The sequence below is a fragment of the Achromobacter sp. 413638 genome (genome assembly GCF_043119405.1).
Taxonomy (GTDB): Bacteria; Pseudomonadota; Gammaproteobacteria; order Burkholderiales; family Burkholderiaceae_B; genus Achromobacter.
Map to the genome: position 1 here is coordinate 95,328 of NZ_JBICCO010000002.1, position 15,131 is coordinate 110,458.

10 protein-coding genes are annotated in these 15,131 nt (G+C 66.9%); all 10 read right to left on the reverse strand.

Annotated features, from left to right (window positions below):
• Position 1: 1 nt before the first annotated feature.
• Entirely contained in the window at positions 2 to 742 is a 741-nt protein-coding gene (locus ACEU5R_RS01645) for an ABC transporter ATP-binding protein (RefSeq protein ID WP_103275141.1), read from the reverse strand.
• Entirely contained in the window at positions 739 to 1,539 is an 801-nt protein-coding gene (locus ACEU5R_RS01650) for an ABC transporter ATP-binding protein (protein WP_103275142.1), read from the reverse strand. The genes ACEU5R_RS01645 and ACEU5R_RS01650 overlap by 4 nt, the downstream gene beginning before the upstream one ends.
• Positions 1,536 to 2,624, reverse strand: a complete 1,089-nt coding sequence (locus ACEU5R_RS01655; RefSeq protein WP_103275143.1) for an ABC transporter ATP-binding protein — start codon at positions 2,622 to 2,624, stop codon at positions 1,536 to 1,538. Before ACEU5R_RS01655 ends, ACEU5R_RS01650 begins: the two co-directional genes overlap by 4 nt.
• On the reverse strand, positions 2,621 to 3,700 hold the full coding sequence (locus ACEU5R_RS01660) for a branched-chain amino acid ABC transporter permease (protein ID WP_369869698.1): 1,080 nt from the start codon (positions 3,698 to 3,700) through the stop codon (positions 2,621 to 2,623). The genes ACEU5R_RS01655 and ACEU5R_RS01660 overlap by 4 nt, the downstream gene beginning before the upstream one ends.
• 6 nt (positions 3,701 to 3,706) lie before the next feature.
• Positions 3,707 to 4,852: a branched-chain amino acid ABC transporter substrate-binding protein gene (locus ACEU5R_RS01665; RefSeq protein ID WP_103275145.1), complete on the reverse strand. Its 1,146-nt coding sequence runs from the start codon at positions 4,850 to 4,852 to the stop codon at positions 3,707 to 3,709.
• Positions 4,853 to 5,092: 240 nt separating this feature from the next.
• A complete protein-coding gene (putA, locus tag ACEU5R_RS01670) occupies positions 5,093 to 8,914 on the reverse strand; it encodes a trifunctional transcriptional regulator/proline dehydrogenase/L-glutamate gamma-semialdehyde dehydrogenase (protein WP_392408907.1) in 3,822 nt (1,273 codons plus the stop codon).
• Positions 8,915 to 9,081: 167 nt separating this feature from the next.
• Entirely contained in the window at positions 9,082 to 9,735 is a 654-nt protein-coding gene (locus ACEU5R_RS01675; protein WP_392408908.1) for a membrane integrity-associated transporter subunit PqiC, read from the reverse strand.
• 5 nt (positions 9,736 to 9,740) lie between these two features.
• On the reverse strand, positions 9,741 to 11,405 hold the full coding sequence (locus ACEU5R_RS01680; RefSeq protein ID WP_392408909.1) for an intermembrane transport protein PqiB: 1,665 nt from the start codon (positions 11,403 to 11,405) through the stop codon (positions 9,741 to 9,743).
• 35 nt (positions 11,406 to 11,440) lie between these two features.
• A complete protein-coding gene (locus ACEU5R_RS01685) occupies positions 11,441 to 12,763 on the reverse strand; it encodes a paraquat-inducible protein A (protein ID WP_392408910.1) in 1,323 nt (440 codons plus the stop codon).
• Positions 12,763 to 15,075, reverse strand: a complete 2,313-nt coding sequence (gene clpA / locus ACEU5R_RS01690; RefSeq protein WP_103275149.1) for an ATP-dependent Clp protease ATP-binding subunit ClpA — start codon at positions 15,073 to 15,075, stop codon at positions 12,763 to 12,765. The genes ACEU5R_RS01685 and clpA overlap by 1 nt, the downstream gene beginning before the upstream one ends.
• Positions 15,076 to 15,131: the final 56 nt, after the last annotated feature.

Here is a 15,131-nt window from a genome sequence, read left to right on the forward strand (position 1 = left end):
CTCAGGCGTGTTCTTCGACTTCACCCAGGTAGGCCGCCCGCACCTTGGGATCGTGCAGCATGTCGCCCGACTTGCCGGACAGGATGATCTCGCCCGATTCCATCACGTAGCCGCGATGACTGTTCTCCAGCGCCAGGCGCGCGTTCTGCTCGATCAGCAGGATGGTGACGCCTTCGCTGGCGATGGTGCGCACCACCTCGAAGACCTTTTCCACCATCAGCGGCGCCAGTCCCATCGAGGGTTCGTCCAGCAACAGCAGCTTGGGACGCGCGATCATCGCGCGGCCCATGGCCACCATCTGCTGCTCGCCGCCGGACAAGGTGCCGGCCGCCTGCTTGCGGCGCTCGGCCAGGCGCGGGAACAGCGTGAAGACGCGGTCCGTGTCCTGGCGGATCTGGGCCGCGTCGCGGCGCACGTAGCCGCCCATGGCGAGGTTTTCCTCGATGGTCAGCTGGCCGAAGATGCCCCGGCCTTCCGGCACCATCACCAGTCCCTGGCGCACCAGCTCGTGCGACTTCTGGCCGCCGATGGACTTGCCGCCATAGACGACTTCGCCGCCGGCCAGCGGCACCAGTCCGCAGATGGCGCGCAACGTGGTGCTCTTGCCGGCGCCGTTGGCGCCGATCAGGCAGACCAGCTCGCCTTCGTCGACCCGCAGGTCGATGCCGCGCACCGCGCGGATGCCGCCATAGGCGACCTGCAGGCCGCGCAATTCGAGTAGGGGTTGGGATACCGTCGTCATGCCTGGCGCTCCTGATGAATCAGCGGATCCTGGGCCGCGCCCGCGCCCAGATACGCTTCGATGACCTTGGGATCGCGCTGCACCTGGGCGGGCTTGCCCATGGCCAGCACCTTGCCGTATTCCAGCACCAGCACGCGGTCGCACAGGCCCATGACCAGCTTCATGTCGTGCTCGATCAGCAACACGGTGATGCCGTCGTCGCGGATCTTCTCGATCAGCTTGCGCAGCACCACCGTTTCCGAGGCGTTCATGCCGGCGGCGGGTTCGTCCAGCGCCAGCAGCTTCGGCTCGGTGGCCAACGCGCGCGCGATCTCCAGGCGGCGCTGGTCGCCGTAGGGCAGCGAACGCGCCACGTCGTTGGCGCGATGGCCGATGCCCACGTATTCCAGCAGTTCCTGGGCGCGCGCCTCGATGGCGGCCTCTTCGGCGCGCGCGCCGCGAGTGCGCAGCACGGCGCCGAGCACGCCGGCGCGGGTACGCATGTGGCGGCCGATCATGACGTTCTCGATCGCGCTCAGGTTGGCGAACAGGCGGATGTTCTGGAACGTGCGCGCCAGGCCGGCATAGGCCACTTCATGCGGCTTCTTGCCCGACATGGACTGACCATTGAAGGTGCAGGAGCCGTCCTCCGGGATATACAGGCCGGTCAGCACGTTGAACAGCGTGGTCTTGCCCGCGCCGTTGGGGCCGATCAGGCCGTAGATCTCGCCCTGCTCGATGTCGAAGCTGACGTCCGACAAGGCTTGCAGGCCGCCGAAGCGTTTGCCCAGTCCCTGGGCTTGCAGCAGTTTGCTCATGCGGCATCTCCTTGGGCCTTGCTGGACAGTTCGCGCTTGCGCACGGCGGACGGCCACAGGCCGGCCGGGCGGAACAGCATCACGCAGACCATGGCCAGGCCGAACAACAGCATGCGGATGCCTTCCGGATCCAGCACCACGGCGCCGAACAGCATGTGCTGCGCCGGTTCGACCACAGCGCGCAGGAACTCGGGCAGGCCCGCCAGGATGATGGCGCCCAGGATCACGCCCGGGATATGGCCCATGCCGCCCAGCACGACCATGCACAGGATGGAGATGGATTCCATCAGCGAGAAGCTCTCGGGACTGACGAAGCCCTGCATCGAGGCGAACAGCGCGCCGGCCACGCCGCCGAAGGACGCGCCCATGGCGAAGGCCAGCAGCTTGATGTTGCGGGTGTTGATGCCCATGGCCTTGGCCGCGATCTCGTCCTCGCGGATGGCTTCCCAGGCGCGGCCGATGCGCGAGTTCTGCAGGCGCAGGCACACCACCACGATGATCAGCGTCAGCGCCAGCAGCAGGTAGTAGTACTTTTCCGGGCCGGTGAAGCGTATGCCCATCAGCGTTTCGGTGCGACCGAACGCGAACTCGCCCACCTTGAAGGTGTCGATGCGGTTGATGCCCTGCGGACCGTTGGTGATGTTGACCGGCGAGTTCAGGTTGTTCAGGAAGATGCGGATGATCTCGCCGAAGCCCAAGGTCACGATGGCCAGGTAGTCGCCGCGCAGCTTGAGGGTGGGCGCCCCCAGCAGCACGCCGAACAGGCAGGCCACCGCCAGCGCGATCGGCAGGATCGCCCAGAACGGCAGGTGCAGGCCGAAGTGCGGCGAGGCCAGCATGGCCCAGGCATAGGCGCCTACCGCGTAGAACGCGATATAGCCCAGGTCCAGCAGGCCGGCGAAGCCCACCACGATGTTCAGGCCCAGCGACAGCATCACGTACAGCAGCGCGAAGTTCAGGATGCGTACCCAGCTCTGGCCGGCCATGCCGATCACGAAGGGCAGCACCGCCAGCACGATGCCGATCAGCGCGATGCCGATCAGGTTGCGGGTGGAAAGCCCGCTCTTTTTCATGGTCGCGTTCATGCGCGGTCCCCCACGCGCTCGCCCAGGAGGCCGGAGGGGCGGAAGATCAGCACCAGCACCAGCACGAAGAAAGCGAACACGTCTTGATAGTGGCTGCCCAGGAAGCCGCCGGTCAGGTCGCCGATATAGCCGGCGCCCAGCGATTCGATGATGCCCAGCAACAGGCCGCCGGCCATCGCGCCGACCAGGTTGCCGATGCCGCCCAGCACGGCCGCGGTGAAAGCCTTCAGGCCCAGCATGAAGCCCATGGTGTACTGCGACACGCCGTAATACGTGGCGACCATCATGCCAGCCACGGCGGCCAGCGCCGAACCGATCAGGAAGGCGGCCGAGATGACGGTGTTGATGTTCACGCCCATCAGGCCGGCCACTTCGCGGTTCTGCGCGGTGGCGCGCATGGCCGTGCCCAGGCGGGTCTTGTGCACCACGGCCAGCAGCCCGCCCATGATGAGCGCGGCGATGACCACGATGGCGATCTGCAGCGTGCTGATGCGCGCGCCGAAGATCTCGAACACCCGCGGCGCGAGCACTTGCGGGAAGTTCAGGTAATTGCGGCCCCAGCCCATCATCGCCACGTTCTGCAGGATGATGGACACGCCGATGGCGGTGATCAGCGCCGCCAGGCGCGGCGCGCGGCGCAGCGGCCGGTAGGCCACGCGTTCGGCGGTCCAGCCGATCGCCATGCACAGCGGCACCGACACCAGCAGGCCCAGGCCCAGCACCACGAAGGCCGAGGCCGAGGGATCGCCGCCGACCAGCGAGATCGCGATCGTCGTCGCCGCCATGGCGCCGATCATGACCACGTCGCCGTGCGCGAAGTTGATCAGCCCGATGATGCCGTACACCATGGTGTAGCCCAGGGCGACCAAAGCGTACACGCTGCCCAGCGTGACGCCGTTAATCAGTTGTTGAATGAAGATATCCATAGGGGCCGCAGAATAAGCCTGGAAAAAATCGCGCGAGCCGCGCGGGAGGAGCATTGGAAGCCCCGTGCCGGGCTGCGCGCGGCAGCGCCTGGCGGCGCTGCCGGTGCAAAGCGGGCGGAGGGCGCGGGGAGCGCCTTCCGCCTCGATCATCCGGCCTTAGTTGGCCTGGCTGACCATCGTTTCAACCATCTCCCACTTGCCGTTCTTGACTTCGTAGATGGTGACCGAGATTTCCTTCAGATCGCCGTTCTTGTCGTAGGCGATGTTCTCGCTGGTGGCGCCCTTGCGGCTCAGCTTGGCCAGCGCCGGCAGGTACTTCTCGGGCTTGGCCGAACCGGCCTGTTCGATGGCGGTGATCATGTTCCACGCGCCGTCATAGGCGTAGGGCGCGTAGACGCCAGGCGCCTTCTTGAAGCGGGCCTGATAGCGCTGCTCGAAGTCCTTGCCCGCGGCCATCTTGTCCAGCGGCACGCCGGCCAGCGAGGCGTAGGTGCCGTCGGCGGCGTCGCCGGCCAGCTTGATGAAGGTGTCGCTGCGGGTCATTTCACCCGAGACCAGCGGCGCCTTCAGGCCGAGCGTGGCCAGCTGGCGCTTCATCGGGCCGGACTGCGCATCCAGGCCGCCGTAGAAGATGGCGTCGGGCGCCGAGCCCTTGATGTTGGTCAGGATGGCCGTGAAGTCGTTGGCCTTGTCGGTGGTGTACTCGCGGCGCACGATCTGGCCGCCGGCGGCCTTGACGGCCTTCTCGACCTCGTCGGCCAAGCCCTGGCCGTAGGCGGTGCGGTCGTCGATGATGGCGACCTTCTTGGCCTTCAGGCTCTGCACCATGAACTTGCCGACCGCGGCGCCCTGCTGGGTGTCGCTGGTCATCATGCGGAAGGTGGTTTCGTAGCCCTGCTTGGTGTACTCGGGCGAGGTCGCCATGGCGATCTGCGGCAGGCCGGCTTCGTGGTAGACGCGCGAAGCGGGAATGGTGGTGCCCGAGTTGAAGTGGCCCAGGATGCCGACGACGCTTTCGTCGACCAGTTGCTGCGCGACCTGCACGCCCACGCGCGGGTCGGCCTGGTCATCGCGCGACACCAGCACGAACTTGGCGGGCTTGCCGTCGATCTGGATGCCCTTCTGGTTGGCTTCTTCCAGCGCCAGGTTCAGGCCGTTCTGCATGTCCTCGCCGTAATGCGACTGCGGACCGGTCAGCGGCGCGGCAAAGCCGAGCTTGATGTCGGCGGCCTGCGCGGCGGCGGCCATGCCGACGGCGGCGATGCTGGCCGAGAGAAGCTTCAAAGTGGTGCGGAACTTCATATGGGTCCTCCGGTATGTCGGATTTATGGCCTGTTATAACCTGGGCCGATAGCCCGGCTTTCGTTTTTTCACTTCCACGCCGGCCGGGTTCTCCGGAATCGGCGCCTGCAGCTTTCTACAGAAAGGGGATGCCGGTTTGCGGCATCCCCATTTGAGGTGCGACCGGATTTTGCTTCGAGTGCAACCTCATTCGATATTGGAGATAACCCTTGGTCCCCCAAAGGTTACCCACCAGTCACCTCAACCGATCGTCATCAGGCTGGCGTTGCCGCCGGCAGCGGCCGTGTTGACGCTGACGGAACGCTCGGCGAGCAGGCGCTCCGGCGCATAGGCCGCGCCCGCGGCCAGCGCGTCCGAAGTCAGTCCGTGCACGGCCAGGATCGGACCGGCGCGCTGGGCGATGCGCTGGTTCAGCGCGCGCAGCGCGTCGCCATCCCCCTCGAACAGCACCGCCTGGAAATCAGCGTGGTCGACGTCGGCATCGGCCAGGATGCCCGCCTGCCCCTGCTGCTCGGCATCCAGCCCGGACAGCAGCGCCTGCGCGGCCGGCGTATCGGCGAACCAGGCATGGTTGCCGGTCTGCCGGGCCACCGCCCATTGCGCGCGCGCTCCGGCCTCGCTGGCTGCCACGCAATACACGGCGCCGCGCGGCTCGACCAGATAGGTGTTGGTCTCGCCCGTGGGACCGGGCAGCGCGATGCGCTGCGGCAGCGGCGCGGCCGGATCCAGCGCCGGCGGCAGGCCCGCCGGGCGCGTGCCCAGCAGACGGTACATGTACAGCGGGCCGCCGGCCTTGGGGCCGGTGCCGGACAGGCATTCGCCGCCGAAGGGCTGCACGCCCACCACCGCGCCGACGATGTTGCGGTTGACGTAGACGTTGCCGGCATGCACCTGGCCCGTCACGTGCGCGATGGTTTCATCGATGCGGGTATGCACGCCGAAGGTCAGGCCGTAGCCGGTGCCGTTCACGGCCTCCAGCAGCGCATCCAGTTCCTCGCGCTTGTAGCGCACCACATGCAGCACCGGACCGAAGATCTCGCGCTTCAGTTCGCTGATATGGCCGATCTCGATAATGGTCGGCGGCACGAAAGTGCCGTGGCGGCATTCGCCATTGAGTTCGAGCTGGTCCACGCGACGGCCGGCGGTGCGCATGGCGTCGATGTGGCGCACGATGCCATTGCGGGCCTCGGCGTCGATCACCGGCCCCACGTCGACCGACAGGCGATCGGGATTGCCCACGCTGAGTTCGCGCATGGCGCCGCGCAGCATCGTCAGCACATGGTCGGCGCTGTCTTCCTGGATGCACAGCACGCGCAGCGCCGAGCAGCGCTGGCCGGCCGAATCGAAGGCCGAGCTGAGCACGTCGAACACGACCTGCTCGGCCAGCGCCGACGAATCCACCACCATCGCGTTCTGGCCGCCGGTCTCGGCGATCAGCGGAATGGTGTGGCCGTCGTCGTCCAGGCGATCGGCCAGCGCGCGGGCGATGATGCGCGCCACGTCGGTCGAGCCGGTGAACATGACGCCGCGCACGCCAGGGCTGGCCACCAGCTGCGCGCCGACGGTCTCGCCACGGCCGGGCAGCAGTTGCACGGCGCCAGCCGGCACGCCGGCGGCGCGCAGGATCTCGATGGCCTGGGCCGCGATCAGCGGCGTCTGCTCGGCGGGCTTGGCCAGCACGGTATTGCCGGCCGCCAGCGCGGCGGCGACCTGGCCGGTGAAGATGGCCAGCGGGAAGTTCCAGGGGCTGATGCACAGCACGGTGCCCAGCGGGCGGTGCGTGTCGTTGCCGAACTCGCGCGACGCCTGATCGGCGTAGTAGCGCAGGAAGTCGACGGCCTCGCGCACCTCGGCGATGGCGTTGGGCAACGACTTGCCGGCTTCGCGCACGATCAGGCCCAGCAGCGTCTGCATCTGCTCTTCCAGCAGTTGCGCGGCGCGGCGCAGGCATTGCGCGCGCTCGGCCACTGGCGTCGATTGCCAGATGGGCGCGGCATTGGCCGCGATGCGCAGCGCGGCCTCGGCTTCCTCGCCATTGGCCTCGACGACGTGGCCGACCAGGTCGCGCAGATTGGCCGGGTTGCGCACTTCGACGGCGCGCGCCGCATCCCAGGCCTGGGCGCCCTCGCCCAGCATGGGGCCGGCGCGCCAGGTCATGCCGGCGCTGGCCAGCAGCGCGGCCGACAGCGATCCCAGGCGATGCTCGTTGCTCAGGTCCAGGCCGGCGGAGTTGGCGCGCGCGCCTTCCTGCGGGTTGCCGAAGAGTTCGCGCGGCAGCGGGATCTTCTCGTGCGGCGCGCCCAGCGGCACGACGCGCGAGGCGGCGTCCACCGGATCGGACACCAGCTGCTCGACCGGAATGCTCTCGTCGCCGATCAGGTTCACGAACGAGGTGTTGGCGCCATTCTCCAGCAGGCGGCGCACCAGATAGGCCAGCAGCGTCTCGTGCGTGCCCACCGGCGCATAGATGCGACACGGGCGGTTCAGCTTGCCCTGCGCCAACGGGCCGACCACTTCGTCGTACAGCGGCTCGCCCATGCCGTGCAGGCACTGGAACTCGTACTGACCGGGGTAGTAGTTCTGGCCGGCCAGCTGATAGATGGCCGACAGCGTGTAGGCGTTGTGCGTGGCGAACTGCGGATACACGGCCTCGGGCGCGCCCAGCAGCTTGCGGGCGCAAGCCAGGTAGGCCACGTCGGTGTAGATCTTGCGGGTATAGACCGGATAGCCTTCCAGGCCATCGACCTGGGCGCGCTTGATCTCGCTGTCCCAGTAGGCGCCCTTGACCAGCCGCACCATCACGCGATGGCGGCTGCGGCGCGCCAGGTCGATCACGTAATCGATCACGAAGGGCGCGCGCTTCTGGTAGGCCTGGATCACGAAGCCGATGCCGTTCCAGCCGTCCAGCTCGGGCGCGAAGCACAGCGCCTCCAGCAGGTCCAGCGAGATCTCCAGGCGGTCGGCTTCCTCGGCGTCGATGTTCAGGCCGATGTCGTAGCTGCGCGCCAGCGCGGTCAGCGCCTTCACGCGCGGCAGCAGCTCGGCCATGACGCGTTCGCGCTGGGCGCGCGAATAGCGCGGATGCAGCGCCGACAGCTTGATGGAAATGCCCGGGCCTTCATAGATACCCCGGCCGGCGGCGGCCTTGCCGATGGCATGGATGGCCTGCTCGTAGGAAGCGTAATAGCGGTCGGCGTCCTCGGCCGTGGTGGCCGCCTCGCCCAGCATGTCGTAGGAATAGCGGAAGCCGCGCGCTTCCATCTTGCGATTGTTGGCCAGCGCCTCGGAAATCGTCTGGCCCGACACGAACTGCTCGCCCATCATGCGCATGGCCATGTTCACGCCCTTGCGCACCAGCGGCTCGCCGCCCTTGCCGATCAGGCGCGTCAGCGCCTTGGACAGCGACTGCTCGCTGTTCACGGCCACGAGCTTGCCGGTGATCATCAGGCCCCAGGTGGCGGCGTTGACGAACAGGGACTGCGAGCCGCCCATGTGCGACTTCCAGTCGCCGCGCGACACCTTGTCGCGGATCAGCGCGTCACGCGTGGCGCGGTCGGGAATACGCAGCAGCGCTTCGGCCAGGCACATCAGCGCCACGCCTTCCTGGCTGGACAGCGAGAATTCCTGGATCAGGCCCTCGACGCCCCCGCCCGTGCGCTTGCCGCGCAGCTTCTTCACCAGGTCGGTGGCCATGGCGCGGATCTTGTCCAGGTTCGGCATGCGGGCCTGGCCCAGCAGCAGCGGCACGCATTCCGGCTCGGGCCGGCGATAGGCGGCGGTGATGGCGGCGCGCAGCACCGATTGCGGCTGCACATCCTGGCCGAACTCGTAGAACGGCGGCGTGACGATGGCCTGGCCTTCGCCAGCCTCGTCCTCGGCGCCCTCTTCGCCGCCCAGGTGCGACATCTCGGCGGGCAGGTGGCCGCGCTCGATCCTGTCCAGATAGGCGAGGATCGCCTGCTTGTGCAGCCAATGCGGCGTGCAGTTGAGCTTTTGCGCGGCCGCCTTGAGGCGGTCGCGCAGTGCGTCATCGACTTTGACGCCGAGGGTCGTGCTGGCCATAAGAGATTGCTTCCTGTCGCATGGCAAGGGTCACCAGGCCCCTGCTGGAGCCCGGAAAATGGTTGGACCGTATGCTAATCAGGTTGCAACCTGTCAGATATTAAGGTTAACCCTAGGTTAACTATCTGAGATTGCGACAGTTTCCGGGCCGCGATCCGGCCCCGGATTCACTCTTTCAGCGGCGCGCAGCCCACACTGCGCACGCCTTCGCCGTCCGGCGCCTGGCGACCGCGGATGGCCGACGCCATCACGCCCGCCAGCTTGGACAAGGCGCGCTGCTGCGCGGCGACCAGCGCCGAGGCGCCCTGCCCCGATGCCGGCTCGTCGACCACCGTGCGGCAGATCAGCCCGCTGCCCTTCAGGTTGACGGGACGGACGCGCCAGGTGGCGTCCAATTGGGCCGCGCCGGGCGACAGATCGAACCGCTGCACATCGGTCTGCACCCGCCACACCGCCGCGCTGGACGCGGGTTTCACCACGCGCACGTCCAGCGCGCCCAGCTCGCGCTGCAGCGCGTCCGACAGCGCGCCCCGGACCTCGTCGGCCAGCGGCGCGGTCCAGCGCTCGGAATACAGCGCCGAGACGCTGCCGTCGCCATTGCGCACCATGAGCTGGGGCTGGTCGGCCGGCGTGGGCACGCTGACCGGCAACACGTCGATCATGTACGCCGCCTGCGCGCCAGCCGGCGCAGATGCAGTGCCAGCCGGCGCGGACAGCGTGTAGTAATGCACGGGCGCCGAGGCGCAACCCGCCAAAGCGGCGGCCAGCGCCAGGGCGGACGTGGCGATGCGCGGGAAGAACGGCATGGGCGTCATGTTCATGATCTTCAGTTCTTGACCGGACCAGAGCCCGGGATGGGATCGGCGCCGCGGCCTCGCAGCAGCGCTTCAGGATTGGCCTGCAGGAAGTCCGCCAGCGAGCGCAGCGAACGCGCCGCGCGGTTCAGTTCCTGCAGCGCGCGCTCGGTGCTGACCGGCAGCGAGCCGTCGGAGGCCAGCAGCTCGTTGATGCGGGCCATGGAGTCCCTGGCCTGCTTCAGCATGCCTTGCGCCTCGGGCGCGACCTGCTTGTCCAGGCGGTTCATCAGCCTGGAGGTGCTGGCCAGCGTGGTGCGCAGGTCCTCGCCGATTTTGTCGAACGGAATCTTCTCGATCTTGTTGACGATGTTGCTGAGCTGTTGCTGCAGCTGGTCCAGGTTACCCGGCACGGTCGGAATGATCGCCGGCACGGACGGGTTGAACGTCACCGGCTTGGCATTGGGGAACACATCCAGGTTCACATACAACTGGCCCGTCAACAGGTTCGCCGGACGCAGCTGCGCGCGCAGCCCGTGCTTGATCATGCCGCCCAGCAGCCGGTTGCCGGCCACGTCACCATCCTTATCGGCCAGCTCGCGGACGTCTTCGTAGACGCTGCCCAGGCGTTCCGGATAGAGCGTGGCGTCGACCACCGAGTAGAAGCGCTTGGTCTCCGGGTCGAAATCCAGGTTGATGCCGGTGACATTGCCCAGCGTGATGCCGCTGAAATCGACCAGCGCGCCCACGGCCAGGCCGCGGATCGACTGGTCAAAACGCATGCGTATATCGAAGGCCTCGCCATCCGGATTGGCCTTGGCCTGCGCCTCGGTCGAATAGAGTTCGAATTCGGCGTCAGCCGGCGCCGGCTTGTTGGCGCCGCGCGCCGTGTAGACCGGCTCGAACGCCACGCCGCCCACCAGCAGCGACACCACCGACTGCGTGCGCACCTTCAGCCCGTCCGCATTGACGCTGAAATCCACGCCGCTGGAATTCCAGAAGCGCGTGCCACTGGTCACGAACGCATCGTTCGGCGCGTCGACGAAGACCTCGATATTCACCGAATCACCGCTCTTGTCGAGCTCGTACCCGATGACCCGGCCGACGTTGATACGGCGGTAGTAGACCGGCGAACCGACATCCAGCGAGCCCAGGTTATCCGCCTTGAGCTTGAAACGCTTGCCGGTCCGGTCGTGCGTGACGGCGGGCGGGATCTCCAGCCCTTCGAACGTCAGCTTGGTGGCCTTGCTGGCCTTGCCCTTGCCTTCGATGGCGTCCACGCCGATATAGGCGCCGGACAGCAAGGTGCCCAGCCCGGATACGCCGCTCACGTCCAGGCGCGGCTTGACCACCCAGAAATTGGTGCCGTCGCGCGCCAGATCGGAGACTTCCTTGGCCAGCTCGGCCGTCACGACCACCTTGCTGCGATCTTCATTGAAGCCGATGGACTTCACCGTGCCGACGTTCACGTCCTTGTAGCGCAAGCGGGTCTTGCCGACTTCCAGCCCGTCGGCCGAATTGAAGGTGATGGAAATGTCGGTGCCGGCCTGCAACCAGGTCCGCACGACCAGCGACAGGCCCATCAGGGCCGCGACCACGGGCACCAGCCAGATCCACGAAATCCGGTTCTGGCGCTTGCGCGTGATCGTGGGCGCGGCGATCTGCGGGTCGCCCTTGCCGGGAGTTTGCTCGGACATCGATTCTTCCTATTGTGTTGCGCGCCGCGCCGGGACTATGCCTGGCGCTCGGCTGCCGCCGCCGGCGGCTTGTGGCCACCCGCGACCTGCGGTACATCATCCAGCTCCGCATGACCTTCCAGGTCCCAGCTGCGGCGCAGATCGAAGCTCATGGCCGACAGCATGGTCAGGATGACCACGACGCCGAAGGCCGCCGCTCCGCCGCCCGCGCTGATTTCCATCAATCCCTGGAAATCGGCCAACGCGGCCAGCAATATAACGACAAAAACGTCCAGCATCGACCACTGCCCGATGAATTCAACCATCTGATACAGGCGCGTGCGCGGCCGCAAGTTGGTGGAACTGCCCCACTGCTCGGTGAGCAACAGCAGCACCAGCGCCAGCAGCTTGGTCAGCGGCACCGCCACGCTGGCGATGAAGACGATAAGCGCGATATCCCAGGAGCCCATGGCCCAGAGTTCAACCACTCCGCCCAGGATCGTGTGCGCGCCGCCCCCCAGCACCGAGCGCACCTGCATCACCGGCAGCACGTTGGCGGGAATGTAGAACACCACGGCGGCCAGCAGCAGCGCCCAGCTGCGCGCCCGATGATCCGGCTTGCGGTAGTGGACCAACGCATGGCAGCGCACGCAGTGATGGTCGGCCTCGGGATCACCATCGCGCGGCAGCGCCTGGACCTGTCCACAGACATGACAGCCGGTCAGCACGTTGTCGGGCCCGGTCCGCGGCACATGCACCGGCACCACGCCAGCCGTCTCGGCGTACCGCCAGATCACATGGGGCGACAGGCGGCCCAAAATGGTGAGCAGGACGGTCAGGAGGCCGAAACCGGCCAGGCCGATGCCAGGCGAAACATCGGCCATGCCGGCCAGTTTCACCACCGCCACCAGCACGCCCAGCAGGAACACCGGCACCATGCACCAGGGCCGCAGCAGGCCCAGCAGGCGCATGGCTTGATGGAACCCGCGCGGTTCGCGCCCTTGCGACAAGGGGCCCAGCACCCACAGCAGCACGGACAGCTGCAACAAGGGGAGCACGAAACCGGACAATCCGGTCATCACGGCGACGATCTCGTGGCCCTGCCGCCAGGTGATGGCGACAGCGTCGAGCAAGGAGGCCTGCTGCACCATGCCCTGGACGGACATGGATGCGACGGGATAGGCGTTGGCGATGCCGAAGATGATCAGCGCGGTGATGGCCAGCGCCAACCAATTGGACAGGGTCAGCCCGCTGTAGCGCCACAAGGTGGAGCCGCAGCGGGTGCAACTGGCGGTTTCGCCGTGTTCGAGCTCATGCCTGCGATAGATACTGGCACAGTGTTCGCACTCGATCAGCGGCTGGCTGCTGTCCGCGGCCATCAGTCAACCAGCTCGACTTCCTGCTTGTCGGGCGCGTCCGAGGAGGGCGGCTTGCCGCTGTCCTCGAAATCCAGCGTGACCTTGCCCGACTCGTCCAGATCCACCGTGACCGAACCGCCGTCGACCAGCTTGCCGAACAGCAACTCGTCGGCCAGCGCGCGCCGGATGGTGTCCTGGATGAGGCGCTGCATGGGCCGCGCGCCCATGAGCGGATCGAAGCCTTCCTTGGCCAGGTGCTCGCGCAGGCGCGTGGTGAACACGGCCTCGACGCGACGCTCGTGCAACTGGTCTTCCAGCTGCATGAGGAACTTGTCGACCACGCGCAGGATGATTTCGCGGTCCAGCGCGGCGAAGGGGATGATCGCGTCCAGGCGGTTGCGGAACTCGGGCGTGAACATACGGCGGATTTCCGCCATTTCGTCGCCCACCACCCGCGAATTGGCGAAGCCGATGGAAGGACGGTTCAGGGTCTCGGCGCCCGCGTTGGTCGTCATGATGAGGATGACGTTGCGGAAGTCCGCCTTGCGGCCGTTGTTGTCGGTCAACGTGCCATGGTCCATCACCTGCAGCAGGATGTTGAAGACATCCGGGTGCGCCTTCTCGATTTCATCGAGCAGCAGCACGCAATGCGGCTGCTTGGTGATGGCCTCGGTCAGCAGGCCGCCCTGGTCGAAGCCCACGTATCCCGGCGGCGCGCCGATCAGGCGCGACACGGCATGGCGCTCCATGTATTCCGACATGTCGAAGCGCAGCAGCTCCACGCCCAGCGTGAAGGCCAGCTGACGTGCGACCTCGGTCTTGCCCACGCCGGTGGGGCCGGAGAACAGGAAGGCGCCGATCGGCTTTTCCGGCTTGCCCAGGCCCGAGCGCGCCATCTTGATCGCGGCCGACAGCGCCTCGATGGCGTTGTCCTGGCCGAACACCACGGTCTTGAGGTCGCGGTCCAGCGTGGCGAGCTTGCTGCGGTCGTCGTTGGAGACGGACTGCGGCGGAATGCGCGCGATCTTGGAAACGATGTTTTCGATGTCGACCTTGCCGATCACCTTCTTCTGGCGCGAGCGCGGCAGCAGGCGCTGCGCGGCGCCGGCCTCGTCGATCACGTCGATGGCCTTGTCCGGCAGGTGGCGGTCGTTGATGTAGCGCGCCGACAGTTCGGCGGCGGCCGACAGCGCGGCCGACGAATAGCGGACGTTGTGATGCTCTTCGAAGCGGCTCTTCAGGCCGCGCAGGATCTGCACGGTCTGCTCGACGCTGGGCTCGGGCACGTCGATCTTCTGGAATCGACGCGACAGCGCGTGGTCTTTCTCGAAGACGCCGCGGTATTCGGTGTAGGTGGTCGCGCCGATGCACTTGAGCTGGCCCGAGGACAGCGCCGGCTTGAGCAGATTGGACGCGTCCAGCGTGCCGCCCGAGGCCGAGCCGGCGCCGATCAGCGTGTGGATTTCGTCGATGAACAGGATGGCGTCGGGATTGCCGCGGATCTGCTTGAGCACGCCCTTCAGGCGCTGCTCGAAATCGCCGCGGTACTTGGTGCCGGCCAGCAGCGCGCCCATGTCCAGCGCGTAGACCTGCGAGGCCTGCAGGATCTCGGGCACTTCGCCGCGCGTGATGCGCCAGGCCAGGCCCTCGGCGATGGCGGTCTTGCCCACGCCGGCCTCGCCGACCAGCAGCGGGTTGTTCTTGCGGCGGCGGCACAGCACCTGGATGACACGCTCGACCTCGTGCTCGCGTCCGATCAGGGGATCGATGCGGCCGGCCAGCGCGGCGGCGTTCAGGTCATTGGCATACTGATCCAGCGGCGACTGACGCGATTCGCCCTGGTCTTCCCCGTTGCTCTGCTGCTCTTTCTGCACGGCGGCGGACTCCACCTGTGGCTGTTTGGTAATGCCATGCGACAGGAAATTGACCACATCCAGGCGCGTCACGCCCTGCTGTTGCAGGTAATAGACGGCGTGCGAGTCCTTTTCGCCGAAAATGGCGACGAGCACATTGGCGCCCGTGACGGGTTTCTTGCCGGTGCCGCCCGCCGACACATGCATGATCGCGCGCTGGATCACGCGCTGGAAACCCAGCGTGGGCTGCGTGTCGACTTCCGCGCCGCTGGGAATCACGGGCGTGTTTTCCGAGACGAACTGGCGCAGGTTGCGGCGCAGGTCGTCCAGGTTCGCGGCGCAGGCGCGCAGAACCTCGACGGCCGAAGCATTGTCGAGCAAGGACAACAGCAGATGCTCGACGGTGATGAATTCGTGCCGGGCCGAACGGGCCTCGACGAAAGCCATATGCAGGCTGACTTCAAGCTCTTGAGAAATCACGCTTCCTCCGATGACGCATCGAAGCGGTCAAATACACGATTCATATTCTATGCCGA

Coding starts and splice junctions, on each gene's coding strand:
- ACEU5R_RS01685 (WP_392408910.1), bottom strand. CDS start 12,763: ATGGCCGCGGACAGCAGCCAGCCGCTGATCGAGTGCGAACACTGTGCC.
- ACEU5R_RS01680 (WP_392408909.1), bottom strand. CDS start 11,405: ATGTCCGAGCAAACTCCCGGCAAGGGCGACCCGCAGATCGCCGCGCCC.
- ACEU5R_RS01665 (WP_103275145.1), bottom strand. CDS start 4,852: ATGAAGTTCCGCACCACTTTGAAGCTTCTCTCGGCCAGCATCGCCGCC.
- ACEU5R_RS01645 (WP_103275141.1), bottom strand. CDS start 742: ATGACGACGGTATCCCAACCCCTACTCGAATTGCGCGGCCTGCAGGTC.
- ACEU5R_RS01675 (WP_392408908.1), bottom strand. CDS start 9,735: ATGAACATGACGCCCATGCCGTTCTTCCCGCGCATCGCCACGTCCGCC.
- ACEU5R_RS01650 (WP_103275142.1), bottom strand. CDS start 1,539: ATGAGCAAACTGCTGCAAGCCCAGGGACTGGGCAAACGCTTCGGCGGC.
- ACEU5R_RS01660 (WP_369869698.1), bottom strand. CDS start 3,700: ATGATCGAGGCGGAAGGCGCTCCCCGCGCCCTCCGCCCGCTTTGCACC.
- putA (WP_392408907.1), bottom strand. CDS start 8,914: ATGGCCAGCACGACCCTCGGCGTCAAAGTCGATGACGCACTGCGCGAC.
- ACEU5R_RS01655 (WP_103275143.1), bottom strand. CDS start 2,624: ATGAACGCGACCATGAAAAAGAGCGGGCTTTCCACCCGCAACCTGATC.